Raw genomic sequence first — 24923 nt, 5'->3', positions numbered from 1 at the left:
CTCACATTCAGGGTGCGCGCCGTGATGTCTGCCGTGGTGCTGCCAGCATTTCCGTTGAGCACATAGTTGCCCGCGTCGGCACCCGTCAGGTGGCCCGTCGCCACCTGATAATCGACCACTTTGCCAATGCCGGCATGCTTGTCGCGGAAACTGCCCAGCAAGCCGGCCATGGCGACCTGATCGCCCGTCACCAGGCCTTCGAAGTAGCCGTTCAGGCCGGTTTGTAAGCTGCCGTCATAGACACGGCTCTGCGCGCCCGTGACGCCATAGTTCAGCAAGCGCGCCGTGATGTCCGCCGTGCCCTCCAGCGTGGTCGCGGCCAGACTGTAGTTGCCCAGTTCATTGCCGCCCAGGACCAGGCCACTGGCATGCACGGCCTTGCCGCTGCCCGCATTCTTGTCGAGGAAGGCGGCGCTGCCACTGATACTGAGGTTGTCACCTGCCACCACATTGCCCAGCACAAAACTGGCGCCATCGTAGCCCAGGGTGCCGTCATAGACCTTGCCATTGCCGCCGAGACTCACCGTCAGCGCGCGCGGCGTGATGGCGAAGGTGGTCGTACCGCCCATGGTGATGTCGTACTTGGTCGACCACAGGCCCGTCGCCGCATAGCTGCCCACGTTGCGCGCGTTACCGTAGCCGAGGCTGCCATTCACGCCCGTATCGCCGTCGAGCAACCCGACATAGCCGATCGAACCGAGGAAGGCTGCCAGCTGGCCATCGTAGACCTTGCCTGCGGCATTGCCCGAGAGGTTCACCTGCAGCGGCTTCAGGAAAGCCTTCAGCATCGGCGTCGTGTAGCCTTCGTAGATACGCCATACGCTGTTGAAATTGTAGTCGTTGAAGCTGCCTTGCTGCTGCATCTGCGCCGTGCTGCGGCCGCTGGAGCCGCCGCCATCGCTCAGTACCAGCGACGTTTCATAATTGAAAAAGCCATAGGCGAACGGCGAACCGGTAGCCACGTGGCCGGCCACCGCGCCCACGGCCGCATAGCCGCTGCCGGTCACGGCGCCGCTGCTGAAGACATGGCTGACGCTGCCCGTGCTCTCACCGACCAGCCCGCCCATGTTTTCCCAGGGCAAGATGGAATCGGCATTGGCGGCCCGGCCCACGGCGCCGCTGGCATACGCATCATTGATACTGCCGCCGTTCAGGCCCACCAGGCCGCCGATGCTGCGCGCGCCGCTGACCTTGCCGGTGGCATAAGATTGACTCAGCGCGCCCTGGTTGTTGCCGACGAGGCCGCCGATCATCTCGCGCGCGCCCGTCACCACGCCGGTGGCATACGACGTCGCGATGCTGGCGCCGGATGCATTCCATCCGGCCAGGCCGCCGATGGCGCCGCCGCCATCGGCATTCACGCCGGTGACGGCGCCGCTGCTGGCGGACCTCGTGATAGCGCCGCCATTGCTGCCCACCAGGCCGCCGACATTGCTCTGGCCACTGACGGCCATGCTGCTGTTCACGCCGTCGATAGTACCGCTGACAACATTGCCCGCCAGCGCACCCACGTTTGCCCTGCCGGCGACGCTGCCGCCGCTCAGGGTCAGATTGCGCAAGGTGCCGCCCTGGACGGTGCCAAACAGGCCAGCCGCCGAACCGGGCAGCTGGCTGCGGTCGATCGTCAAATTGCTGAGGGTAAATCCGGCGCCATCGAACACACCGGAAAAACCGCTGCCGCTGCCGCCAATCGGCACAAAACCCTGGCCACTGTTCCAGTTCACGGTGCCGCTGGCATCGATACTGCCGGCCAGGCGATAGCTGTCTCCGAGGCCAAGGCTGCCGATGCCTTGCAAGCCATACATATCGGCGATCAGATAGGGCGAGGACGAGCCGCCGTCGCCACCGCTCGCGCGCAGGAAACTCCCCTGCGCAATGCTGAAGCCGCGCGCGGAAAACCCGGGCAGGCTGGCGCCGTTCTGCACCCAGCGGCCGCCATCGAGCAGGAAGTCGCCCCCCACGCTGACGGCGCCGCTCGCGCTGATGTTGCCGCCGGAAGCCAGGGTCAGGCCCTGCGCCACGCTGAGGGGGCCGTTCAGGTTGATATTGCCGCCTGTGCGCAGCACAAGTTGGTTCAGCTCGCCTTGCGACGCCAGGTCCAGCGCGCCCATGAGATTCACGACCCCGGCAAAACTGCCGCCGCCCACCTGGACGGTACCGGCGCTGATGGTTTTCAATTCCGCTTCGCTCAGGCCCAGGCTGTTGGCACTGTCCGCCGCCCCCGCACCCAGGGTGATCGTGCCCATGCTGGAAAGGCGGTTCAGGCTGACGCTGCCGCCCGCCGTGGCCGCTATCGCTTGCGCGCCACCGTCCAGGCTCATATTGTCGGCGACCAGCTTGACTGCTCCGGCGGACAGGCCGCCGCCGCTGGCGACCGACAGCAGGCCAGCAGCCGTGGCGGCGATGCTGCCGCCGTCCTGGCGCAGCGCCAGCGTGTTCGATACGAGCACATTGCCGCCGCTTTCAAGCACCAGGTTTTTCACGCCGCCGCCCGCCGCGACAATCGCCAGGTCGATCGCCTGCTCCACCGTCAGGTCGCCGCCGGTGGCGTTGCCGATATGCACGCTGCCGGCAGCGATGCGGTTCAGTTCGGCATTTGTCAGGCGCAGGCCGCTGCCGGCCTTGTCGCCCAGCACGATCTGCCGTCCCGCGCTGAACGCCTGCACGGTCACGCCGGCATTGCCGGCGGCGCCGCCAACATTGATGGCGCCGTTGATGCTGATGTTGTCCGCCTCCAGCAGCACCGTCTGGCCGGTGACGCCGCTGCCCAGCAGCTGATCGCCGCTACCCGTCAGGTCGATGGAACCACCGGCGACATTCGCGCGCAAGACCAGGTTGCCGTTACCGACATTGACCGAGCCGACGCCGAAAGTGACGCCGGCGCCGGACAGCCTGACGTCGCCATTGCCGCTGCCCAGCGCCGCGTTCAGGTTCACGTTCGAGCCGACGCCATAGGCCAGGCCCGCAGCCGCATCGTTGGCCGACAGCGTGATATGGCCGCCATTGGTGGTAATGGGCGCGTTGACATTGATGATCTCGCCCGCCTGCGCCGTTAAGCCCACCCCTTGCTGCGTGATGTTGATGGCGCTGTTGAAATTGATGCGACGCAGGGCCTGCAAGGTGACGTCGCTGCTGGCACCGGAAATCAGGTCGGCGCCGATGTTGGCGTTGCCGGTCGACGGCGCGTCGGCGAACTGGTCGAAGTTGCTCAGCTGGCCGCCCGAACCGGCGACGATGGTGATATCGTAAGGATCGAGCAGCCAGTTGCCGCGCTTGCCGCGCGCCGCGCTGGTATTGACGCGGATGCCGTCGACGGCCAGGTAATGGCCGGACGTTTCCACGAAGCCACCGTCGCCGCCCTGCGCCCCGCCGCGCGCGGAAATGCTGCCGTGCACCTGGGCCGATTCATTGCCCCAGGCGATGACCTTGCCGCCGTTGCCACTGACAATCGCATCCGCATTGACGCTGGCATCCTTGCCGACGAGTACTTGCCGCGCATTCTGCACGGCCGCGTTCTTGCCCTGGTAGTCGCCGCCCAGCAAGACCGTACCGCCGCCCGCAGCGCCGCTGGCGTCGACTTTCGCATTGCCCAGCAGCCCCACCTGTTCACCGAGTACCCGGATGTCGCCGCCCTTGCCTGCCGCGCCCGTGGCGCTGGTGACGCTGCCCGCTTCGAGCAGCGCCTTGCCGCTGGCCTTGAGCACGATCCTGCCGTTCTCGCCGACGACGGCGCTGTTGGCGTTGAGTACGCCGCGCTGGCTGACCAGCGCGCCGGCCATGCCGATGCTGCCGCCCTGGGCGATGATCTGGCCCAGGTTCAGCGCCTGGTCGCTCGGTGCCGAGACCAGCACGCGCAATTGCGGATTGCCGGGATCGGCCAGCTGCACGCTGCGCCCGGCCGCCAGGATCACTTCGCCATTCGGCGCCGTGATGAGGCCCGTGTTTTCCACGTTCGGCGCGATCAGCAGCACTTGCCCGCCCTTGCCGGCGTTGATCGTGCCCGCATTGGCGACGCCGCCGGCGATGGCCCCCGCCGTGAACTGGCGCTTGCCGGACAGAAAATCCTCGTTCGTCATGCCCAGGCTCGATGCCACCAGGCCATTCACGTCCACTTTCGCGCCCTGGCCGAAGACGATGCCGTTCGGGTTGATCAGGAAGACCTTGCCGTTCGATTCGAGGCTGCCGAGGATCTTGCTGGGGTCTTGTCCCGTGATGCGGTTGAGTACGGCGCTATTGCCATTTTGCTGGATGAAGCGCGTGATTTCTCCCGCATGGATGGAAAAGCTCTGCCAGTTGATGATGGTGTTGGGCGTGTTCGTGATCGAGAAGATGTTGCCCTGCTGGTTGAACGTCGCCTGTCCGTTAACCACCTGCGGCAAGGCGGGGTTGGCCTGCGCGGCGCCGAAACAGCCGGCCAGCAGCAGTGCCAGCGCCGTGCGGCGCAGCGGTAGCGCATGGGGTAATGAAAAGGATGGCGTCAGGATGAAAGCGGAGGCGTGCTGGACGTGGTTGTGCATGGTGTTCATCCTGATGCTAGTAGGCCAAGGCGAGGCGGAAATGCAGGCGGTTGGCGCCCCGCTGCCCCGTGTCGCCGCCATTGACGACATGGGCGTAATCGAGTTGCAGATTGGCGTAGCGGCTCAGCAGCAAACGCAGGCCAAGGCCGCCGCTGCTGATGCCTTGCGACGCGCTTTCGCCGGGCAGCGCATGGTTGCGCCGCAGCCAGGCCGTGTCATAGAAGGCCAGCGCGCGGCACTGGTAACCGAGCGCCTGGCCGCACCAGTTCGGCGTGTACAGTTCCAGGTTCAGGCTGGCGCCGGAATCATTCGATACCTCGCGCTCGGCAAAGCCGCGCACGGACGCCGCGCCGCCGGCGCCGAACTGCTCACCCGGCACCAGCGCGTCCGGCGTGAGTTGCGCATTGACGAGCGTGCGCCATTGCCAGTCGCCATCCAGCACGCGCCCCAAGCTGGCACTCAGGCGCACCGTGTTATAGGCCGCCTTGGCATGCGCGCGCACGCGGTCGAAATCGGCTTGCGCGCCATGCTTGCCACCGGGAATATTGTGCGCGAAGGTGACGGCCACGCTGGTCTCGCCCGTGGGCACGGTCCAGCTGCCGATGTAACTGACGCTGAGCGGATGCACGGTGACGTCGGCGCCCAGTTCCATGCCGAACAATTGCACGCTGTTGCGGTACGCCTTGTAATCGACGCCGTACACGAGCTTGGGTTCGAAATCGCCGCTGCGGGCAAAGTTCTGGTTGTAGCGGATGCCGGCCATGCTGCCCTGGCCGCTGACGGCCAGATCGAAAATACCGGCCGAAATGCTGCCCGAATCGACGTTCGAATAGCTGGCAAAAAAATCCATCGAGTCGCCCAGCGCGTACAGCGGCAAGTGGTAGCCGGCGCCATACACGCCCACCTTGTCCGGCTTTTCCAGGCTGCTCGTGTATTGCAGGCTGGCGACGTGGTCGCGGCCGAACAGGTTGGCATGCTGCAGCACCACGCCCACGTGCGTCTTGCCCGTCTGCACATTGCCCGTATTGTCCACGTTGAGCATGGCCTTCCACGGCTTTTCATCGGCCACCGTGACGATGGCATCGATGGCGCCCGCCGGCTCGTCGGCCTGCAGCCGCACTTCGATCTTGCGCGCCGGGTTTTCATTGGCCAGCTTCAGGCTTTGCGACAGGGCCGGCAAGTTCGGCGTCGCGCCTTCGCGCAGAGACGGCAAGGCGCGCCGCACGTTGGCCTCGTCAACGTAGATGTTGCCGCTGATGGCAAGCTTGCCCAGCGGCGTTTGCAGCACGCTCAGGCGCACCACGCCCCGTTCCAGTTCCTGTTCCGGCAGTTGCACCTGCACGGCGCTGTAGCCACGCCCGCGGTAAGCTCCTTCCAGCGCCTCGACGGCGCGGGCGATGTCGGAGAAATCGCGCTGCGCTCCCGTAAAGGGCGCCAGCAAGGCTTGCACCTGCGCGGACGTGAGCAGGGTATTGCCCTGGACGTCGAAGCGGCGGATATCGAAGCGCGGCACGCCGTCCTCCTGCGTGGCAGGAGCAGCTTCATCCATGGAAACAGCGGCGCCGGCGGCGCCGACGGCGAACAGCAGCGCGGAACCCGCAAGCAGGTGCACCAAACGATATGTCATGTGAAGGATTTCTTGTGTAACCGGACAAGCGCGCGGCCCGCAGGCGCCAGCGTGTCCGGCAATGGATTGAAGACAAATTTTAGACGGCTTTTAGTTTCCAGTCAGAAATTTCTAACATTTCGCCCTGATTTTTATCGCAACGCAACAAACAGCGCGCCGGGAATGCTGAAAAAAGCCGCCATGGCAGTTTTTTCCGGCGCGACGACAGGCTATTTGCTGTGCAATTCCGTCACGCCATCCCAGCCGGCCGGCGGTGGCGCGTCGCGGTATTGCGCCAGGCGCGCCGCGTAGCGCCGGTACAGGCCATCGTCGGGAAAGTCCGCCTGCAAGCGGGCCAGCTGCGCGCCAGCCGCCCCCCATTCGCGCGCGCGCAGCCGGTCCAGCACCGCGTGCCAGCGCTCGATCTGCGCCAGTTCGGCCGCCGCGGCACCGGCCAGCAGGCAGCGCGGCTCGAAGATGGCCACCGCTTCCTGCTTGCCCAGCACGCGTATGCGATCGAGTTCGCGGTACAGGAATTGCGGGGCGGCCGCGCGCGTGGCCTCGCCCACCACGATGCCCACGCCATACAGCTTGCTGGCGCCCTCCAGGCGCGCGGCCAGGTTGACGCTGTCGCCCATCACAGTGTAGGCGCGGCGGATGCGCGAGCCCATGTCGCCCACATGCATGGGCCCCGTATTGAGGCCGATGCCGATGCGCAGCGCCGGCCAGCCGCGCGCGCAAAACTGCTGGTTCAGCCGCGCCGCACTTTGCTGCATCAGCAGGGCGCTGGCCACGGCGCGGCTGGCGTGATCGCCAAAGGCGACGGGCGCGCCCCAGAACGCCATCACGGCGTCGCCGATGTATTTGTCCAGCGTGCCGCCGTGGCTGTCGCGGATATCTTCCGACATGGCCGTCAGGTATTCATTGATGTATTCGCGCAGCGCGGCGGGCGCCAGCTGCTCGGAAATGGCCGTGAAACCGCGCACGTCGGCAAACAGCACCGTCAATTCGCGGTTCTCCCCCTCCATCGTGTAGCGCTGTGGATCGTCGGCCATCTCGGCTACCAGCTCGGGCGCCACGTATTCGCCGAAACGGGCCACCAGCGCGCGGCCCTTGCGCACCTCGAAAAAATAGCCCCATGCCAGGTTGGCGATGAACAGCGCAAGGATCAGCAACAGCAGCACGGCGCCGCCCAGCACCAGGTCGTGCACGGCATACAGGTACAGGTTGATGCCGATGACGGCCGCCAGCGCGCCCACGCTGGCCAGCATCACGCCGGCCGGCGGCAGCACGGCCAGGGCGCCCGCCAGCAGCAGGCCGAACAGCACGAGCTGCACCAGTTCGAGCGCCAGCGCGTAGTCGGGCCGCGCCTTGAAGCGTCCGTCGAGCATGGACTTGATCAGGTTGGCGTGCACCTCCACTCCCGGATACTCGGCATTCACGGGCGTGGCACGGATATCGTTCAAGCCGGGCGCCGTGGTGCCCACCAGGACGATGGCGCCCTTCAACAGCGCGGGCGGCACCGTGCCGGCCAGCACGTCGGCAGCCGACACATAACGGAAGGCGCCGCCATCGGGACCTCCCGCGCCGCGGTACTGCACCGTGGTCGTCAAGGCTTCACCGACAGGAATCGCCAGCGCGCCGCGCGGCGTGAACAGCATGATGTGTTCGAGGCCGCCGCTGGCCAGTTCGCGTGCCGACAGGGTATCGGCCGTGCCCGTGAAACGAGGGGCGATGGCGCGCGCCTGCAGGTAGACGGCGACGGTGGCCAGCGACAGCGACGGATAATAGCCGTCGCCGATGCGCTGCAACAGGGTCGAGGAACGCACGACGCCATCGGCGTCGGTCAGCGCCGTGAAGATGCCGGCACCTTGCGCGGCCGCCTGCAGGGGCGCGATATTGGCTTCGTAGCCGCGCGCCACGTAGGCCGTGACCGTGCGCCCGTTCAAGTCGGCGACGGAGAAGGCGGGCTTGGGCAGCACGCCCTTCCTTTGCTGCTCCGAGACGCTGTAGCCGAGCACCACGGGCTGGCCGCGCATGGCGCCTGCAAACAGGCCGTCGTAGTCCATGGCCGGGCGCAGTTTTTCCAGTTGCGCCGACAAGCCGGGCACGCCGGCCAGTTCGCCGCGCGCCAGGCCTTGCAGCACGGCGTAGCCGGAACTGGTGTCCGCTTCGGGAAACGAGATATCGAAGCCCAGCGCAGACACGCCGTAATGGCCGGTGAGCTGGCGCACCAGGCGCGCCTGGATGTCGCGGCTCCAGGGAAAGCGGCCCACGCGTGCCAGGCTTTGCTCGTCGATGTCGACGATGACGATGCGGCGGTCCAGCTGCGGCGTTTCGGCCCGCATGCGCCAGTCGCCCAGCATGGCGTCGAGGCGGGCAATATTCTCATTTCCGGCCAGGCACAGGACGGCCGCCGCCAGCGTCAGCATGATGCCCAGCAGCGACCGTGCCCCGTGCTTGCGCCAGGCCAGCGGCAGCTTCACGGGGTATAACCCGGAATGGCCGCCTCGTCGACGGCATCGATCTGGCTCGGATGCATGTGCTTTTCAGCGAAGGTCAAATAGACTTTGCTGCGGATGAAGACGTCGAACAGCTCCGGGTCGATATGCCCATTCAGGCTGAAATTGCCGAGGATGCGCAGCGATTCGGACAGCGGCTTGCCCTTTTTGTAGGGCCGGTCGCGCGCCGTCAGCGCCTCGAAAATGTCGGCGATCGCCATCAGCCGCGCCGGCACCGACATCTGCTCTTTCGTCAGCCCGCGCGGATAGCCCTTGCCATCCATGCGCTCGTGGTGGCCGCCCGCGTATTCCGGCACCTTTTGCAGGTGCTTGGGCCACGGCAGCGCTTCGAGCATGCGGATCGACACGCTGATATGGTTGTTGACGATGGCCCGCTCGGCTGCCGTCAGGGTGCCGGCGCGGATGGTCAGGTTTTCCGTCTCGTCGGCGTCCAGAAAATCGCACAGTTGGCCGTCGGCCGCGCGCCAGCGGCGCCGAGCGATCTGCCGCACTCTTTCCTGGTCGGCCTGCGCCATGCTTTCGCCGCCTATGTTGACGCGCCGGATGAAGTCGCGCTCTTCGCGCAGCGCCGCCTGCTCCTGCGCCAGCGCGCCGGCGATGGCGTCCTTCTGCTGCGGCTGCGCCGCCTGCTGGCGCAGGGCCGCGATCTCGGCGTCGCGCAGCAGCACTTCGTAGCGCGTGTCGATCAGGGCGATACGGTCGAAAATCGTCTCCAGCTTGGTGGCCTTGTCGACCACGTGCACGGGCGTAGTGATCTTGCCGCAATCGTGCAGCAGGCCGGCCAGCCACAGTTGCTTGCGCTCGTTGTCGCTGAGCCGAAAATCGGCCAGCGGCCCCGTTTGCGTGGCGTGCGCGGCATCGGCCAGCAGCATCGTCAGCTCGGGCACGAACTGGCAGTGCCGCCCCGTGTAGGGCGACTTTTCATCGATGCCGATATTGATCAGGGTAACGAGCGATTCGAGCAGCTCTTCCAGCTGCGAAATGAGCAGCTGGTTCGTCAGCGCCACCCCAGCCTGCGCGGCCAGCGCCTCAATGAAGCGCTGGTCGGTGGAAGAAAAGGCGCGCACCTGCCCCGTTTCCCCATCCTTGGCATTGACCAGCTGTAGCACGCCGATCAAATCGCCCTCGTGGTCGCTCATGGGCACCGTCAGGATCGACTGCGTATGGTAGCCATGGTGGCGGTCAAACTCGCGCATGCCGGAAAAATTGAAGCCCTCGTCGCGGTAGACATCGGCGATATTCACGCTGCGGCGCAGGTTCGCCGCATACGCCGCCACCGATGCCAGGTTGGGCTGGCCCGCGCCATCGAACAGGGGCACGCCCGGCACACCGATGTCGGCGCCCTGCGCGATGCCCAGGCTGTCGTTGACGCTGATGTCGAACGCCAGCTGGTGGCCCTCGGCGGCGGGCCGGTACAGGGTGGCGCCATCGGCGCCGCTCATGCTTTTTGCCAGCAGCACGATGCGCTGCAACAGCGCGCCGATATCGTGTCCCTCGCCGCCCAGGCCGTGGCCGAGCGCGACACTGAGTTCGGTCAATTGCTCCAGTCTGTGGGCGATTTTCTCAGGGTGCAACTGAGGCATGTGAATGGCGATCAGGTAAGGGAAGAGGAAGCGGGCAAGCGCCAGTGTAACGGCCACCCCGCGCACTGTACATTACTTAGTTACAACAAAATGAAATAACTTGCCATATTGCAACACGTATAAATGTTGCCGCCAATCTCATTAATTAGAATAGAATCAACAATAATTACACTGTAACAAGGTACTGAATGAAATTCACGTTCAGGGGCGTGCGCGGCTCCATCCCCTCCCCGGGCCCGCGCACGGCCCGCTATGGCGGCAACACCACGTGCATCGAAGTGCGCACCGACGACGACAGCTTGATCATTCTCGATGCGGGCAGCGGCATTTTCGCGCTGGCGCAGCAATTGCCGCCCGGCCAGCCCGTCGACGCGCATGTCTTCATCACGCACAGCCACTGGGACCACATCCACGGCCTGCCCATGTTCTCGCCCCTGTTCGTGGCCGGCAACCGCATGCGCCTGCATGGCGCCCTGGACGGCGTCAGCGGATGCGGCATCGAACACGTGATGGCGGTGCAGTTGCAAAACAGCTATTTCCCCGTAAGCGAAGCGGCCATGGCGGCCAGCATCGAATACCGCACGCTGGCGCCCGGCGACACCGTCGACGTGGGCGGCGCGCGCGTGCGCGGCGCTGAAATGAACCACCCGGTCGTCAACCTGGGCTACCGCATCGACTGCGGCGGCGCCTCGCTGTTTTTCAGCGGCGACCATGAACCGTTCTACAACCTGCATCCGCCCGGCCACGCCGACCACGCGGCCTGCGCGGCGCGCAATGCGCAGCGCCAGGCCTGCATCGATGCGCTGGTCGCCGGCGTCGACGCGCTGATCATGGATTGCTCGTACACGCGCGAGGAATACCCGGGCAAGCAGGGCTGGGGCCACGGCACCTTCGACGCCGCCTTCGACCTGGCCCTGCGCTGCGGCGCGCGGCGCCTGTACTGCACCCACCACGAACCGACCCGCAGTGACGAGCAGCTCGAAGCCGTGTTTGCCGACGTGATGGGCCGCTATGCGAGCCGCCTGGCCGGCCTGCAGGTGTTCCTCGCCAGCGAGGGGCTGACGGTGGAACTGGCCGGCGCATAAAAAAAGGGAGCCGCAAGGCTCCCTTTTTACTGGCGTTGGCTATCCATCACATGATGTGGTGGCCAATCCACCAGGCGACTGCGGCAACAAACGCGGAAGCGGGAATCGTGAAGATCCAGGCCCAGACGATATTGCCTGCCACGCCCCAGCGCACGGCTGACATTTTTTGCGACGAGCCGACACCGACGATGGCGCCCGTGATCGTATGCGTGGTCGACACGGGAATGCCCAGCGCCGTCGAGACGAACAGGGTGATGGCGCCGCCCGTTTCGGCGCAGAAGCCGCCCACCGGTTTGAGCTTGGTGATCTTCTGGCCCATGGTCTTGACGATGCGCCAGCCGCCGAACAGCGTGCCGAAGCTGATGGCCGTATAGCACGAGATGATGACCCACATCGGCGGCATGGCATCGGCCGCGCTGGAATAGCCGGCGGCGATCAGCAGCATCCAGATGATGCCGATGGTTTTTTGCGCGTCGTTGCCGCCGTGGCCCAGGCTGTAGGCCGCGGCCGATGCCAGTTGCAAGCGGCGGAACCACTTGTCGACCTTGCGCGGCGTCGAGCGCACAAAGATCCACGACACCAGCAGCATCATGATCGAGCCGAACACGAAGCCCAGCACGGGTGCGATGACGATAAAGGCCACGGTTTTCCACAGGCCGGCCGCAACCAGCGCGCCCGTGCCGGACTTGGCGACGGCTGCGCCCACCAGGCCGCCGATCAGCGCGTGCGAGGACGACGAGGGAATGCCGTAGTACCAGGTAAACAGATTCCAGAAGATGGCGCCCATCAGCGCGCCGAAGATCACGTACTGGTCGATCACGGCCGGGTCGATGGTGCCTTTTCCCACCGTGGCGGCCACGGTCAGCTGGTGGAACACGAAGATGGCGACGAAGTTGAACGTGGCGGCCATGGCAACCGCGGTCTGCGGTTTCAATACGCCCGTCGAGACCACCGTGGCAATCGCGTTGGCGGCATCGTGGAAGCCGTTCATGAAGTCAAACAGCAGCGCGAGGACGATCAACAGGCCTAGCACGTAGATGCTGATTTGTATGGTCATTATAGTTTCTTTTCTGATTCTGGTTCAGGACAGGCCCAACGCTTACGCGTTTTCGACGATGATGCCTTCGATAATATTGGACACGTCTTCGCAACGGTCGGTCACGGTTTCCAGAATTTCGTAGATCGCTTTCAGCTTGATCAGGTTGCGCACGTCCGGCTCGTCGCGGAACAGCTTGGACATGGCGGCGCGCATCACGTGGTCGGCATCCGATTCCAGGCGGTCGATCTCTTCGCAGATGGCGACGATCTTGCGCGAGTTGTCCATGTTGTGCAGCATGGCGACGGCGTCGCGCACTTTTTCGGTACAGGCCAGCACCAGTTCGGCCAGGCGCTTGGCTTCCGGCGTGACGGCCTTCAGGTCGTACAGCGAGACGGTTTGCGCCGCATCTTCCAGCAGGTCGAGGATGTCGTCCTGGCGCGTGATCAGCTGATGGATGTCATCGCGGTCGATCGGCGTGATGAAGGTCTTGTGCAGCATTTCCACGGTGGCGTAGGTGACTTTGTCCGCCTGTTTCTCGATGCTTTCGATCGCATGCACGCGGTTTTCCAGGTCGTCGAAATTGGTCATCAGGCCGAGCATCTCTTTGGCGCCCTTGACGCACAATTCCGCGTGCTGGTTAAACAATTCAAAAAACTTGCCCTCAGTGGGCATCAAGCGTCCAAACATGTCATTCTCCGTTAAGCATTGAGTCGTGTTATTTACTACAGAAAGCCGCCCCGTTGTCGGGGGCGGCCGATGGAATTGCCAGTGCTGCTGAGTCTTAGTCGCCTTGGTAAAGCGCCAGGCCACCACTGTAATTGCCAAATTTGGTGTACTGCCCCATGAAGGTGAGGCGGATGCTGCCGATTGGACCGTTACGCTGTTTGCCGATGATGATTTCGGCCGTCCCCTTGTCCGGCGAGTCGGGGTTATACACCTCGTCGCGGTAAATGAACAGGATCACGTCGGCATCCTGCTCGATAGCGCCCGATTCGCGCAAGTCGGACATGACGGGACGTTTGTTCGGGCGTTGTTCCAGCGAGCGGTTCAGCTGGGACAGCGCGATCACGGGGCAACCGAGTTCCTTCGCCAGGCCTTTCAAGCCCCGCGAAATCTCGGAAATCTCCGTGGCGCGGTTGTCGCCCGGGGTATTGGCCGACATCAGTTGCAAGTAATCGACGATGATCAGGCCCAGCTTGCCGCACTGGCGCGACAAACGGCGCGAACGGGCGCGCAATTCGATGGAATTGAGCGCCGGCGTTTCATCGATGTACAACTGCGCGTCGTTCATCTTCTGGATCGCATTCGTCAGGCGCGGCCAGTCTTCGTCGTTCAGGCGGCCCGTGCGCAGGCGGTGCTGGTCGAGCTGTCCGACGGAGCCGAGCATACGCATGGCCAGCTGGGCGCCGCCCATCTCCATCGAGAACACGGCCACGGGCAAGCCGCTGTCGATGGCCACGTTTTCGCCGATGTTGACGGAAAACGCCGTCTTGCCCATCGACGGACGGCCCGCCACGATGACCAGGTCGCCCGGCTGCAGACCGGAGGTCATGCGGTCGAGATCGATGAAACCGGTGGGCACGCCCGTGATTTCACTCTGGTTGTCGCGGCTGTACAGCTCGTCGATGCGCTCGACCACCTGCGTCAGCAGGGGCTGGATGGCGGTCCAGCCCTGGGCGCCGCGCGCGCCTTCTTCGGCGATGGCGAAAATCTTCGACTCGGCCTCGTCAAGCATCTGCTTGACTTCCTTGCCTTGCGGGCTGAAGGCCGTGCCGGAAATATCGTCGGCGACGGTGATGAGTTTGCGCAGCACGCCGCGGTCGCGCACGATCTCGGCATAGCGCCGGATGTTCGCGGCCGATGGCGTGTTTTGCGCCATGGCGTTCAGGTAAGCGAGTCCGCCCACATCATCGGCCTTGCCGAGCTGGGTCAGGGTTTCAAAAACAGTAATGACATCGGCTGGCTTGGAAGCGTTAACCATCTTGACGATTTGCTCGAAGATGATGCGATGGTCATAGCGATAGAAATCCTCCGCATGCATGAAGTCGGCGATGCGGTCATATGCAGCATTGTCGCGCAGCAGACCACCGATGACGGATTGTTCTGCTTCGATCGAATGCGGCGGAATACGGAGGGAATCCAGTTGCGGATCAGAGGGGGCGTTCATGGCGCGAATTATACCCGCTTCGGCGTGCTGGCAAAAATAAAGGGCTGAAAATGAGCGAAAAAAAGGCCACAAAAAAGCCGGGCGAACCCGGCTTTTCATAGTGCGGCAGCGCTTGCGGGCCAGGCCCGCAGACGATTACGCGTTCGCGTCTGGAACGACAGCGATTACCACTTCAACGACCACGTCGGTGTGCAGAGCAACCGAAACGTTGTGCTCGCCAACGATCTTCAGCGGGCCGGTAGGCATGCGGATTTGTGCTTTTTCAACAGCAAAACCTTGCTTGGTCAGCGCTTCAGCGATGTCGAAGTTGGTGACGGAACCGAACAGACGGCCATCGACGCCAGCTTTTTGAGCAACTTGAACGGTCAGGCCGCTCAGTTTTTCGCCTTGGGCTTGCGATGCAGCCAGTTTGGCGGCAGCAGCTTTTTCCAGTTCGGCGCGCTTGACTTCGAATTCAGCCACAGCGGTTGCCGTAGCACGACGTGCCAGGCGTTGTGGAATCAGGAAGTTACGTGCGTAACCGTCCTTGACTTTGACGACTTCGCCGAGGTTACCGACGTTTACAACTTTTTCTAACAGAATGATTTGCATAGTTCTTCTCCAGGAATATCTGACCGATTAAGCGTGGTGCAGATCGGTGTATGGCAGCAGCGCGAGGAAGCGAGCGCGCTTGATTGCGGTGTCGACTTGGCGCTGGTAGTGCGCTTTGGTACCGGTCAGGCGTGCTGGCATGATCTTGCCGTTTTCCTGGACGAAGTCTTTCAGCGTGTCGACGTCTTTGTAGTCGACTTGCTCAACGTGAGCTGCGGTGAAGCGGCAGAACTTCTTACGTTTGAACAAAGGGTTTTGCTGTTTGCGTTTTTCTTTAAGCTTGAGCTTATTTTTGTCGAACTTTTTACCGAATGCCATGTCAGGCTCCTGTATCTAAAATGCGCTAGTCAGAATTGACTGCACTAAAATCAATGATGTGAAACACCAAACTCTTGCTGTTGCGGCTTTTTCTGGCCAGGAAACCCGTGAACTGATACACCCCGCCCAAGCTTGCCTGACTGAACCGGCCTGAGATTTCGCCAGCGGCTAGCGCGGCAACATCAAACTCGGTCAAACGGGCAATCCCTGCTTCCATCTGCTGCGAACTGTGTTGCAATACTGCATTCACAATCGGCAGCCCTGCCGGGGTATAGCGCAATATTTCGCGCTCGGCAATGATGGCGGTTACTTGTAGCTGGTTCAGCGCACGATCCTGGTCAAGAATTAAGCGGCTGCGGCTGGAGCGGCTGCTGGTGCTTCGGTGCGGTGGCTTTTGGCCGCGTCTTCGCGTTGTACCGATTTCATCATCGGCGAAGGAGCTGTTTCAGCTTTCTTCATTTTAACGGTCAGGTGACGCAACACGGCATCATTGAATTTGAATGCTGTTTCCAACTCGACCAGGGTCTCGTTGTCGCACTCGATGTTCAGGCAGATGTAGTGTGCTTTAGGCAGCTTTTGGATCGAGTAAGCCATTTGACGGCGACCCCAATCTTCCACGCGGTGAACCGAACCGCCGCGGGTGGTTACGCTGGCTTTGTAGCGTTCGATCATCGCGGGCACTTGCTCGCTTTGGTCCGGATGGACGATAAAGACTATTTCATAATGACGCATGCAAACTCCTTCAGGTCGGATTGATAATCGCCCACCCCGGCGTCAAGACGGGTGTGGGAAGGTCAGCCGAAGATTATAACCGCCTTTTGCAAACGTTTCAATCATTCCTTGCGCCAGCGCCGGAAAAGCCCGCGCGCCGCCGCGCTTTCCACGCCTGGACAAGTATTTCTTGTGAAATTCGCCGAAAACACGCAAATCCCCTTGCATAGTGGGCGATACTGTACAAAAATACAGACTGTTCATATAGACAGCATTTTAGTATGCACCCACCGCTCATGATCAAGCTGACAGCACGACAAGAACAAATCCTGAACCTGATCAAGGACGCGATTGAAAACACGGGTTTTCCGCCCACCCGTGCCGAAATCGCCAATGAACTGGGTTTCAAATCGGCCAACGCGGCCGAAGAGCATTTGCAGGCCCTGGCCCGCAAGGGCGCGATCGAGATTTCGCCCGGCACCTCGCGCGGCATCCGCCTGATCGGTGCGGCGGCAAGTGCGGCAGCCGAAGCCCTTGCATCGAAAGTGCCGGCAGCCCTGCTGATGTCGCTGCCTCTGATCGGCCGCGTGGCGGCCGGTTCGCCCATCCTGGCGCAGGAAAACCTCGAAGCGAGCTACAACGTCGATCCTGCCCTGTTCTCGGCCAAGCCCGACTTCCTGCTGAAGGTACGCGGCTGGTCCATGCGCGACGCCGGCATCATGGATGGCGATTTATTGGCCGTCAAAAAGGTCGACAGCGCCAAGAACGGCCAGATCGTCGTCGCCCGCATCGGCGACGAAGTCACCGTCAAGCGCTACAAGAAGACGGGTTCCGTCATCGAACTGTTCCCGGAAAATCCCGACTTCAAGGTCATCACCGTGTCGCCGGAAGACGAGTTTGCCCTGGAAGGCCTGGCGGTCGGACTGATGCGCAGCTGGCATTGATTGAGCGCGCCCTCATAAACCTACTGCGCAGCCCACTCTCGGGCATCCGTTGCTCGCTGTACCAATGTACAGCTCCGCTACTCAACCCGATATTGGGCTTGCTCGCTACGGTTTCTGAAGGCACGAAGACATTACCATTGAACGGCGAAAAACAAAGGGCCGCAACAGCATGACTGTTGCGGCCCTTTTCATTTATCCGGCTACCTATACATCGAGTGCCTGGCGGAAATCCTCAAGCAAATCCACCTCATCCTCGATACCGACGGAAACGCGGATCAGCGACTCGGCGATGCCCATGCTGGCGCGCCGCTCGGCGCCCATCTCGTAAAAGATCGTGTGGGCGACGGGAATGACCAGGGTGCGCGTGTCGCCGAGGTTACTCGCTGGAATAGCCAGATTCAAACGATTGAGGAAATCGAAGCAATCGATGCCATCCTTCAATTCAAAGCTGAACAGCGAACCATAGCTGCGGAACAGGTCGCTCGCCAGCGCGTGCTGCGGGTGCGAGGCCAAGCCCGGGTAGTGCACGGCGGCAACGCGCGGGTCGGCGGCCAGCATGGTGGCCAGCGCCAGGGCGTTCGAGCAGGTGCGATCCATGCGCAAGGCCATGGTTTCCGCGCCGACGGCGATATGGTGCGCCGCTTCCGGGCCCAGCGAGGCGCCGAAGTCGCGCAAGGCCTTGGCGCGGATTTGCGCGATGCCCCACTGCGCGGGCGCCGCCTTTTTATAATTTTCAAAGATGTTCGGATAGCGCGTCCAGTCGAACACGCCCGTGTCCGTCAAGCTGCCGCCCAGCGCATTGCCGTGGCCGCCGATGGATTTCGTCAGGGCATTGACCACGAGGCCCGCGCCCACGGCCTTCGGGCGGAACAGGTAGGGCGTCGTCATGGTGTTGTCGACGATGTACAAAATGCCCTTCTCGCGGCACAAGTCACCGATTTTTTTCAGGTCGGCGATCTGCGTGCGTGGATTGGCAATAGTTTCCACAAAAACAATCCGCGTGGCCGGCGTAATGGCAGCCGCCACGTTGGCCACATCTGTCGCATCGACGAACGACACGGCGATGCCCTGCCCCGTCACCGTTTGCCACAGGCTGTTGGTGTTGCCAAACAGAAAGGCCGACGACACCACATGGTCGCCCGCGCGCAGCAAGGATTGCACCACGGCGCCGATGGCGCCCATACCGGTGGCGAAGCATAAGGTCGCCACACCGTCTTCCATCTTGTTGACCTTGTCTTCCAGCGCGGACACGGTGGGATTGCCCTGGCGGCCATAGCGGAAGCCTGGCTCCTTGCCCTGGAATACGGAAGCGAGCTGGCGCGCGTCGCCGTAGCCGAACGCGACGGAGGTGTGCACGGGCTTGTGCAGCGAGCCGTGCTCGATGCCCTTGCGGCGGTCGTTATGCAGGATGGTGGTGGTAAAGCCGTAGTTTTTTTTATCGTTCATGATCGCGGAGCAAAAAAAGCCCGGCGCTAGCCGGGCAAGATAATTACGCTTCTGTCGTTGCCAGGTTCAGGTTCAGCTGGGAACGTGGCGTATCTTCGGGCGCTGCCGCCTTCGGATGGTGGCGCGCATATTCCAGGCGGTCCAGGTATTCCTGCGACACGTCGCCCGTCACGTAGACGCCGTCGAAACACGACGCCTCGAAGTTGACCAGGGCCGGGTTGACGTCGGCGATCGCCTGCTTCAGCGCGCCGATATCCTGGTACACCAGGTAATCGGCCGTGATTTCGCGGCACACTTCTTCCGTCGTGCGGCCGTAGGCGATCAGTTCGTCGCGCGTCGGCATGTCGATGCCGTACACGTTCGGGTAGATCACCGGTGGCGCGGCCGAGGCGAAGATGACCTTCGTCGCGCCCGCTTCGCGCGCCATCTGCACGATTTCACGGCTGGTGGTGCCGCGCACGATGGAATCGTCGACCAGCAACACGACTTTATCCTTGAATTCGGATGGAATCGCGTTGAGCTTCTGGCGCACGGATTTCTTGCGCGCCGCCTGGCCCGGCATAATAAAAGTGCGGCCGATGTAGCGGTTCTTGATGAAGCCTTCGCGGTACTCGATATTCAGCGCCATGGCCAGCTGGATGGCGGCCGGACGCGACGAGTCGGGAATCGGCATAACCACGTCGATATGTACGCCAGGCAACTCGGCGCGGATCTTTTCGGCCAGGTATTCGCCCATTTTCAGGCGCGTGGCATACACGGAGGCGCCGTCGATGACGGAGTCGGGACGGGCCAGGTAGACGAATTCGAAGACGCACGGGTTCAGGCTAGCGTTGTCCGCGCACTGGCGGCTGTGTAATTGCTTGTCGGCATCGATGAAGACGGCTTCACCGGGACCGATGTCGCGCACGAAGCGGAAGCCCATGCCTTCCAGGGCCACGGATTCGGAGGCGATCAGGTATTCGGCGCCCTGCTCCGTTTCGTTGATGCCCAGGCACAGCGGACGGATGCCGTGCGGGTCGCGGAAGGCCAGCAAGCCCACGCCGGCGATTTGCGCCACGGCAGCGTAACCGCCCTTGACGCGGCGGTTCAGCACGGTGACAGCCTTGAAGATGGCGTCCGGGTCCAGGTTCAGGCCCGTCGTCGCTTCCTGGATTTCATGCGCCAGCACGTTGAGCAGCACTTCCGAGTCGGAATCGGTATTGATGTGGCGGCGGTCGTTCTTGAACATTTCCTGCTTCAACTGTTCCCAGTTGGTCAGGTTGCCATTGTGCGCCAGGGTGATGCCGAACGGCGCATTCACATAAAACGGCTGTGCTTCCTCTTCGCTCGAGGAACCGGCCGTCGGATAGCGGCAGTGACCGATGCCCGAGTTGCCCTGCAGCGAACGCATATTGCGCGTACGGAAGACGTCACGCACAAGGCCGTTGGCCTTGTGCATGGAAAACATACTGCTGTGATTGGTCGCAATCCCTGCCGCGTCCTGACCGCGATGTTGCAAGAGCAACAATGCATCATAGAGCAATTGATTGACGGGTTGATGGGAAACGACGCCGACGATGCCACACATGGTGTGCTCCTAAACTGTGCTACTGATTTTAAAAAAAATTCAAAATTTCACATGCTGCGCGTAAGCGGCAGGCAGATAAGGCTTGATGGCGCGCGCGCCCTGCTCCGCGTAAGGGCTGAGCAGCGCGTTTTTCCAGAATGGCTGCTGCGGTATGGAAGTCATGCCGCACAAGATGACGGCGGTCAGCACGATCACAAGACCCCGCGCCAGGCCGAACAGGCTGCCCAGGGTGCGGTCGGCCAGGCTCAGGCCCGTCACCTTGACGAGCGCGTCGACCGTCATGGACAGCAATCCCATCAAAATGCGCACGCCGATGAACAGCACGACGAAAGCCAGCAACAAACGGATGGCTTCGCCCGGCACGGCTTCCGGCAAGAATTTTGCCAGGGTCGCGCCATAGGCGTTGGCAATGACGAAAGCCACGATCCAGCTGACCAGGGACAGTATTTCCTTGACCAGGCCACGCATCATGCTGATCAGTACGGAGGTCACCAGCACGAACAGCACCAGGTAATCGAAAATCGTCACGCGCGTTCAGCCTTGCAACATCACGCCGGCACCAGCGAGCCGCCCAGGCCCAGCTTTTGCAGCTTGGCGCGCGTCTTTTCCGCGTCTTCGCGGCTGCCGAACGGGCCCACGCGCACGCGGATGCGTTCGCCTGCCGGGCTGGAGACTTTCTGCGTGTACGACTTGATGCCCGCTTCGCGCAGCTTGTCCTGCAATTCGTCGACCTTGTCCTGCGTCGCCAGCGCCGCCACCTGCACCACGAACTTGCCGCTGCCGGCATCGTGGGGCTTGTCTTGCGCTTTCTCTGGCGGCTTGCCTTCCAGAATCGCCAGCGCGCGCGCGGCATCGTCGGCCGATTGCGCCGGCTTGGCAGGCTTGGTCTCGGGCTTGGCTTCCGGTTTTACCTCATGCTTGGGTTCCGGCTTCGCTTCAGGCTTGGGTTCGTGCTTCGGTTCCGGCTTGGGTTCGTGTTTCGGTTCCGGCTTCGGCTCCACCTTGACCGGTTTCGGTTCGGGCTTTGGTTCCACGTAGGCCGGCTTGACGGTAGCTGGCTGGACGGCGGCAAGCACGGGGGCCGGGGCTGGCGCGGGTTTGGCCGCAGGCGGCAGCGGTGCGTCGACGATTTCCTCGGACTGGTCCAGGCCATTCGCGGCAGCCTGGGCTGGCACGGGCGCAGGCGCCGGTGCCGGCGCAGCCTTTTCCTTCGAAGGAATGTCGATGGCGATATCGTTGAACGGCGCTTTCGGCTCGGAATCGAGCAGCATCGGCAAGCCGACGGCCACGCCCAGGGCCAGGGCAATGGCCCCGACCAGGCGGCGGCGTGCGCGCTTTTTTTCAGGCAAGACCGGATCCGGCGCTTCCTTGCCGCCACGGCGCGATCCGCCGCCACCGGAGGTGTTGGCGGCGCGCTTGCGGGTCGGCGACTGCGCTTCGCCAGGGACATAAAAGCCGCTGTCTTCGCCAGAGGATTCTTGCTTGTTTTTAAACAGTTTCGAGAACAAGCCCATGCGTGATTTTCAGTCGAGTGCGTTTCAGTGAAGTGAGGATTTTCGGGCCTTCATCACGCCGGCAACGGTGAGGAAAGAACCAAAGACCACAATTCTATCATTCTCACCGGCCCGGCTCATTGCATTTGCAAAAGCTTGTGCCGGATCATCGAAAATAGACACAGTATGCTCGCTGCTGTCGGGTTTATCTTCCAACATGATCTGCACCTTGGCGGCCAGTTCGGAAGCCGTGGCCGCGCGCGGCGAAGGCAGGCCCGTCAGGCACCAGTGGTCGACGTGCTCGCTCATCGCGGCCAGCACGCCATCGATATCCTTGTCCTGCATGGAACCGAACACGGCGTAGGTGTACGGGTGGAAACCCATATTGCCCAGGTTCTGGTTCAGGGCCGAGGCCGCGTGGGGATTATGCGCTACATCAAGGATCACGCTGGGGCGGCCAGGCAAGACCTGGAAACGGCCCGGCAATTCCACCGTCACCAGGCCCGTGCGCACTTCCTGCGCGCCCACGGGCAGTTTCAGCTTCAGCACTTCCAGCGCAGCCAGCACGGCCGTCGCATTGAGGATCTGGTTGGCGCCGCGCAAGCTCGGGTAGGCCAGCGAATTGCGGCGCTGCTCGCGCCCGCCGTAGTTCCACTGCTGCTTGTCGCCCGAATAATTGAAATCGCGGCCCATCAGCCACAGGTCGGCGCCGATGGCCTCGGCATGGTCGATCAAGGATTGCGGCGGCACGGGGTCGCTGCAGATGGCCGCCTTGCCCGGACGGAAGATGCCGGCCTTTTCAAAGCCGATCGCTTCGCGCGTATCGCCCAGGTAATCCGTGTGGTCGATGTCGACGCTGGTGACGATGGCCACGTCCGCGTCGATCACGTTGACGGCATCGAGGCGTCCGCCCAGGCCCACTTCGAGAATGGCCACATCGAGCTTGGCTTGCGACAACAGGTGCAGGATGGCCAGGGTGGTGAATTCGAAATACGTGAGCGGCGTATCGCCGCGCACGGCCTCGACGGCCTGGAAGCTGGCGACGAGCTGCTCGTCGCTGGCCATCTCGCCCAGCACGCGCGCGCGCTCGTTAAAATCGAGGAAATGCGGCTTGATGTACAAACCCACTTTGTAGCCGGCACGCAACAGCACGGATTCCAGCATGGCGCAGGTGGAACCCTTGCCATTCGTGCCCGCCACCATGATCACGGGGCAAGTAAAAGCGAGCTGCATGCGCGCCTTGACGGCTTGCACGCGATCCAGGCCCATGTTGATCTGGGTTTCCGAATGGCGGGTTTCCAGCAGGGCGAGCCAGTCCGGCAAGGTGGTGGGGAGGTTTTGCATGGGAGACTTCTTGATGAGGAGACAGTGCGCAAGGCGCGCAAACGGTGTGGCGTGGCAACCGGGCGGGTCCGCAGGACACCGCCCGGCCTGTTACTTTGACATTAAGCCAAGACTTCGACAGCCTGGTTTTGCAACAAGGCCAGCAGACGGGCGATTTCTTCGCGCATCTTGCGGCGGTCGACGATCATGTCGACGGCGCCCTTGGTGACGAGGAACTCGGCGCGCTGGAAGCCTTCCGGCAGTTTTTCGCGCACGGTGTTTTCAATCACGCGCGGGCCGGCAAAGCCGATCAGCGCTTTCGGCTCGGCGATGACGACGTCGCCCATGAAGGCGAACGAAGCGGACACGCCGCCCATGGTCGGGTCGGTCAGCACGCTGATGAATGGCAATTTCTTTTCCGACAACTTGGTCAGCATGGCCGTGGTCTTGGCCATCTGCATCAGCGACAGCAAGCCTTCCTGCATGCGCGCGCCACCGGTGGCGGTGATGCAAATGAACGGCACTTTCTGTTCCAGCGCGATCTGCGCGCCGCGCACGAAGCGCTCGCCGACCACGGAACCCATGGAGCCGCCCATGAATTCGAATTCGAAACACGCCACGACCACCGGCAAGCTCATGATGGCGCCGCCCATGACGACCATCGCATCCGTCTCGCCCGTCGCTTCCATGGCCGATTTCAGGCGGTCCGGGTATTTCTTGCTGTCCTTGAATTTCAAGGTATCGACGGGCAGGATTTCCTGGCCGATTTCATAGCGGCCGCCTGCGTCGAGCAGGCTGTCGAGGCGTTCACGGGCGCGGATGCGCATGTGGTGGTCGCATTTCGGGCACACGTGCAAATTCGATTCCAGGTCCGTACGGTACAGCACGGCTTCGCACGACGGGCACTTGACCCACAGGCCTTCCGGCATGGTCTTGCGCGCGGCGGCGTCCGAACGCTGTATGCGCGGTGGCAGCAGTTTTTCCAACCAACTCATATTTTCTCCTTGGGCCCTTGTTGGGGTAGCGTCGGTGGACGCCCCCGGCAGACGGTCAACGGCGGCGCCCCGCAGGACGCCGCCAAAAATTTTATCTATTGCACAATAACAGGCAAATCAGTGGCCGAAGTGTAGCCGTTTATCGCCGGGCTGTCGAACTTTGCCGCCAACGCATCTTGCGTAAACGGCAAGCTTGCTCAGGCGTCCAGTGCGGCGCGGATGCCTGCCGTAAAGCTGCGCACGGCGTCCACGGCGCCCCCTGCCGGGGCATTTTCAATTTCCTGGATGATGCGGCTGCCGATGACGACGGCATCGGCCACATTGGCAACGGCCTTGGCCGTAGCGCCATCGCGGATGCCGAAACCCACGCCGATGGGTAATTTTACATGCTGGCGGATGGCCGCGAGGCGCTCTGCCACCTGTTCCGTATCAATGTTACCGGCGCCCGTGACGCCTTTCAGCGACACATAATAGCTGAAGCCGCCGCCAACCTTGGCCACTTGCGCGATGCGCTCTTCCGTCGAGGTGGGCGCCAGCAGGAAAATCAGGTCGAGGCCCGCCGCCCGCATGGCGCTGGCGAATTCCTCGCACTCTTCGGGCGGATAGTCGACGACGATGGCGCCATCGGCGCCGGCAGCTTGTGCTGCATCAATAAACGCGGCGCTGCCGATGCGCTCGATGGGGTTCGCATAGCCCATCAGCACGACGGGCGTCGTCTGGTTCGTTTCACGGAACTGGCGCACATAGCCGAATACGTCGTGGATGCCGACGTTGAATGCCAGGGCCCGCTCGCAGGCGCGCTGGATCACGGGGCCTTCGGCCATGGGGTCGGAAAACGGCACGCCCAGCTCCAGGATGTCGGCGCCGCCCTCGACAAGCGCGTGCATCAGCGGCACGGTGGCGTCGGGGCCGGGGTCGCCGGCGGTGATGAAGGTGACCAGGGCGGTCTTGTTGTTGGATTTTAAGTTGGCAAAGGTGGTGGCGATACGGGACATGGGGAGCTTTCTTTATCGGTG

20 protein-coding genes are annotated in these 24923 nt (G+C 62.8%); 2 read left to right on the top strand and 18 right to left on the bottom strand.

The features are described 5' to 3' along the window. The 4 genes from AC07X6_RS16150 to AC07X6_RS16135 form a co-directional block, all read right to left on the bottom strand. Window positions 1-4517: beta strand repeat-containing protein (locus tag AC07X6_RS16150; RefSeq protein WP_494791620.1), on the bottom strand; the 4517-nt coding region annotated here is incomplete at its 3' end. Window positions 4518-4533: 16 nt separating this feature from the next. Beyond that, on the bottom strand, window positions 4534-6144 hold the full coding sequence (locus tag AC07X6_RS16145; RefSeq protein ID WP_494791619.1) for a ShlB/FhaC/HecB family hemolysin secretion/activation protein: 1611 nt from the start codon (window positions 6142-6144) through the stop codon (window positions 4534-4536). A gap of 209 nt (window positions 6145-6353) precedes the next feature. Beyond that, the gene (locus AC07X6_RS16140; protein WP_494791655.1) at window positions 6354-8555 is read right to left on the bottom strand and encodes a CHASE2 domain-containing protein; all 2202 of its coding nucleotides are present in this window, start codon (window positions 8553-8555) and stop codon (window positions 6354-6356) included. Window positions 8556-8605: 50 nt separating this feature from the next. Further along, entirely contained in the window at window positions 8606-10228 is a 1623-nt protein-coding gene (locus tag AC07X6_RS16135; RefSeq protein ID WP_494791618.1) for a GAF and HD-GYP domain-containing protein, read from the bottom strand. Window positions 10229-10416: 188 nt separating this feature from the next. Between AC07X6_RS16135 and AC07X6_RS16130 the strand changes: the two genes are divergently transcribed. Beyond that, window positions 10417-11313, top strand: coding sequence for an MBL fold metallo-hydrolase (locus AC07X6_RS16130; RefSeq protein ID WP_494791617.1), 897 nt, complete (start codon window positions 10417-10419; stop codon window positions 11311-11313). Window positions 11314-11359: 46 nt separating this feature from the next. Here the strand turns inward: AC07X6_RS16130 and AC07X6_RS16125 are convergent, their stop codons facing one another. The 7 genes from AC07X6_RS16125 to rpsF form a co-directional block, all read right to left on the bottom strand. Further along, complete coding sequence (locus AC07X6_RS16125; protein ID WP_230541237.1) at window positions 11360-12373, bottom strand: inorganic phosphate transporter; 1014 nt, start codon at window positions 12371-12373, stop codon at window positions 11360-11362. 39 nt (window positions 12374-12412) lie between these two features. Next, window positions 12413-13039, bottom strand: coding sequence for a DUF47 domain-containing protein (locus AC07X6_RS16120; RefSeq protein WP_010400015.1), 627 nt, complete (start codon window positions 13037-13039; stop codon window positions 12413-12415). Between the two features lie 94 nt (window positions 13040-13133). After that, window positions 13134-14519 (bottom strand): replicative DNA helicase, encoded by a 1386-nt coding sequence (locus AC07X6_RS16115; protein ID WP_034750488.1) that lies wholly within the window; start codon window positions 14517-14519, stop codon window positions 13134-13136. A 135-nt stretch (window positions 14520-14654) separates the two neighbouring features. Beyond that, the gene (rplI, locus tag AC07X6_RS16110; RefSeq protein WP_034783456.1) at window positions 14655-15110 is read right to left on the bottom strand and encodes a 50S ribosomal protein L9; all 456 of its coding nucleotides are present in this window, start codon (window positions 15108-15110) and stop codon (window positions 14655-14657) included. Between the two features lie 27 nt (window positions 15111-15137). After that, window positions 15138-15428 (bottom strand): 30S ribosomal protein S18, encoded by a 291-nt coding sequence (gene rpsR / locus AC07X6_RS16105; RefSeq protein WP_010400024.1) that lies wholly within the window; start codon window positions 15426-15428, stop codon window positions 15138-15140. A 25-nt stretch (window positions 15429-15453) separates the two neighbouring features. Further along, window positions 15454-15753, bottom strand: a complete 300-nt coding sequence (gene priB / locus AC07X6_RS16100; RefSeq protein ID WP_034783455.1) for a primosomal replication protein N — start codon at window positions 15751-15753, stop codon at window positions 15454-15456. Window positions 15754-15773: 20 nt separating this feature from the next. After that, on the bottom strand, window positions 15774-16160 hold the full coding sequence (gene rpsF, locus AC07X6_RS16095) for a 30S ribosomal protein S6 (protein ID WP_010400028.1): 387 nt from the start codon (window positions 16158-16160) through the stop codon (window positions 15774-15776). 275 nt (window positions 16161-16435) lie between these two features. Here rpsF and lexA point away from each other — a divergent pair, with 275 nt between their 5' ends. Then, the gene (gene lexA, locus AC07X6_RS16090; RefSeq protein ID WP_494791654.1) at window positions 16436-17083 is read left to right on the top strand and encodes a transcriptional repressor LexA; all 648 of its coding nucleotides are present in this window, start codon (window positions 16436-16438) and stop codon (window positions 17081-17083) included. Between the two features lie 204 nt (window positions 17084-17287). On the opposite strand, the gene AC07X6_RS16085 is transcribed toward lexA, so the two are convergent. From AC07X6_RS16085 to trpA, 7 genes are all read right to left on the bottom strand, one after another. Continuing rightward, on the bottom strand, window positions 17288-18529 hold the full coding sequence (locus tag AC07X6_RS16085) for a cystathionine gamma-synthase family protein (RefSeq protein WP_494791616.1): 1242 nt from the start codon (window positions 18527-18529) through the stop codon (window positions 17288-17290). Between the two features lie 43 nt (window positions 18530-18572). Then, window positions 18573-20096 carry an amidophosphoribosyltransferase gene (gene purF, locus AC07X6_RS16080; RefSeq protein ID WP_230541096.1) on the bottom strand — a complete coding sequence of 508 codons (1524 nt, stop codon included), beginning with the start codon at window positions 20094-20096 and terminating at the stop codon, window positions 18573-18575. Between the two features lie 39 nt (window positions 20097-20135). Continuing rightward, a complete protein-coding gene (locus tag AC07X6_RS16075; protein ID WP_474292228.1) occupies window positions 20136-20624 on the bottom strand; it encodes a CvpA family protein in 489 nt (162 codons plus the stop codon). A 20-nt stretch (window positions 20625-20644) separates the two neighbouring features. Then, complete coding sequence (locus tag AC07X6_RS16070) at window positions 20645-21610, bottom strand: SPOR domain-containing protein (protein WP_494791615.1); 966 nt, start codon at window positions 21608-21610, stop codon at window positions 20645-20647. A gap of 24 nt (window positions 21611-21634) precedes the next feature. Beyond that, window positions 21635-22933, bottom strand: a complete 1299-nt coding sequence (folC, locus tag AC07X6_RS16065; protein WP_230541099.1) for a bifunctional tetrahydrofolate synthase/dihydrofolate synthase — start codon at window positions 22931-22933, stop codon at window positions 21635-21637. Between the two features lie 101 nt (window positions 22934-23034). Then, complete coding sequence (gene accD, locus AC07X6_RS16060) at window positions 23035-23907, bottom strand: acetyl-CoA carboxylase, carboxyltransferase subunit beta (RefSeq protein WP_010400390.1); 873 nt, start codon at window positions 23905-23907, stop codon at window positions 23035-23037. Window positions 23908-24104: 197 nt separating this feature from the next. Then, on the bottom strand, window positions 24105-24902 hold the full coding sequence (gene trpA, locus AC07X6_RS16055; RefSeq protein ID WP_494791614.1) for a tryptophan synthase subunit alpha: 798 nt from the start codon (window positions 24900-24902) through the stop codon (window positions 24105-24107). Window positions 24903-24923 lie beyond the last annotated feature (21 nt).

The organism is Janthinobacterium sp. GW460-12-1-14-LB5 (assembly GCF_059423585.1).
This window is presented reverse-complemented; position numbering and strand designations above follow the sequence as displayed.

Bases quoted from the DNA above. Each gene is read 5' to 3' on its own strand.
- AC07X6_RS16145 (WP_494791619.1), bottom strand. From the start codon at position 6,144: ATGACATATCGTTTGGTGCACCTGCTTGCGGGTTCCGCGCTGCTGTTC.
- AC07X6_RS16140 (WP_494791655.1), bottom strand. From the start codon at position 8,555: ATGCTGACGCTGGCGGCGGCCGTCCTGTGCCTGGCCGGAAATGAGAAT.
- AC07X6_RS16135 (WP_494791618.1), bottom strand. From the start codon at position 10,228: ATGCCTCAGTTGCACCCTGAGAAAATCGCCCACAGACTGGAGCAATTG.
- AC07X6_RS16130 (WP_494791617.1), top strand. From the start codon at position 10,417: ATGAAATTCACGTTCAGGGGCGTGCGCGGCTCCATCCCCTCCCCGGGC.
- AC07X6_RS16120 (WP_010400015.1), bottom strand. From the start codon at position 13,039: ATGTTTGGACGCTTGATGCCCACTGAGGGCAAGTTTTTTGAATTGTTT.
- AC07X6_RS16115 (WP_034750488.1), bottom strand. From the start codon at position 14,519: ATGAACGCCCCCTCTGATCCGCAACTGGATTCCCTCCGTATTCCGCCG.
- rplI (WP_034783456.1), bottom strand. From the start codon at position 15,110: ATGCAAATCATTCTGTTAGAAAAAGTTGTAAACGTCGGTAACCTCGGC.
- rpsR (WP_010400024.1), bottom strand. From the start codon at position 15,428: ATGGCATTCGGTAAAAAGTTCGACAAAAATAAGCTCAAGCTTAAAGAA.
- rpsF (WP_010400028.1), bottom strand. From the start codon at position 16,160: ATGCGTCATTATGAAATAGTCTTTATCGTCCATCCGGACCAAAGCGAG.
- lexA (WP_494791654.1), top strand. From the start codon at position 16,436: ATGATCAAGCTGACAGCACGACAAGAACAAATCCTGAACCTGATCAAG.
- AC07X6_RS16085 (WP_494791616.1), bottom strand. From the start codon at position 18,529: ATGAACGATAAAAAAAACTACGGCTTTACCACCACCATCCTGCATAAC.
- purF (WP_230541096.1), bottom strand. From the start codon at position 20,096: ATGTGTGGCATCGTCGGCGTCGTTTCCCATCAACCCGTCAATCAATTG.
- AC07X6_RS16070 (WP_494791615.1), bottom strand. From the start codon at position 21,610: ATGGGCTTGTTCTCGAAACTGTTTAAAAACAAGCAAGAATCCTCTGGC.
- folC (WP_230541099.1), bottom strand. From the start codon at position 22,933: ATGCAAAACCTCCCCACCACCTTGCCGGACTGGCTCGCCCTGCTGGAA.
- accD (WP_010400390.1), bottom strand. From the start codon at position 23,907: ATGAGTTGGTTGGAAAAACTGCTGCCACCGCGCATACAGCGTTCGGAC.
- trpA (WP_494791614.1), bottom strand. From the start codon at position 24,902: ATGTCCCGTATCGCCACCACCTTTGCCAACTTAAAATCCAACAACAAG.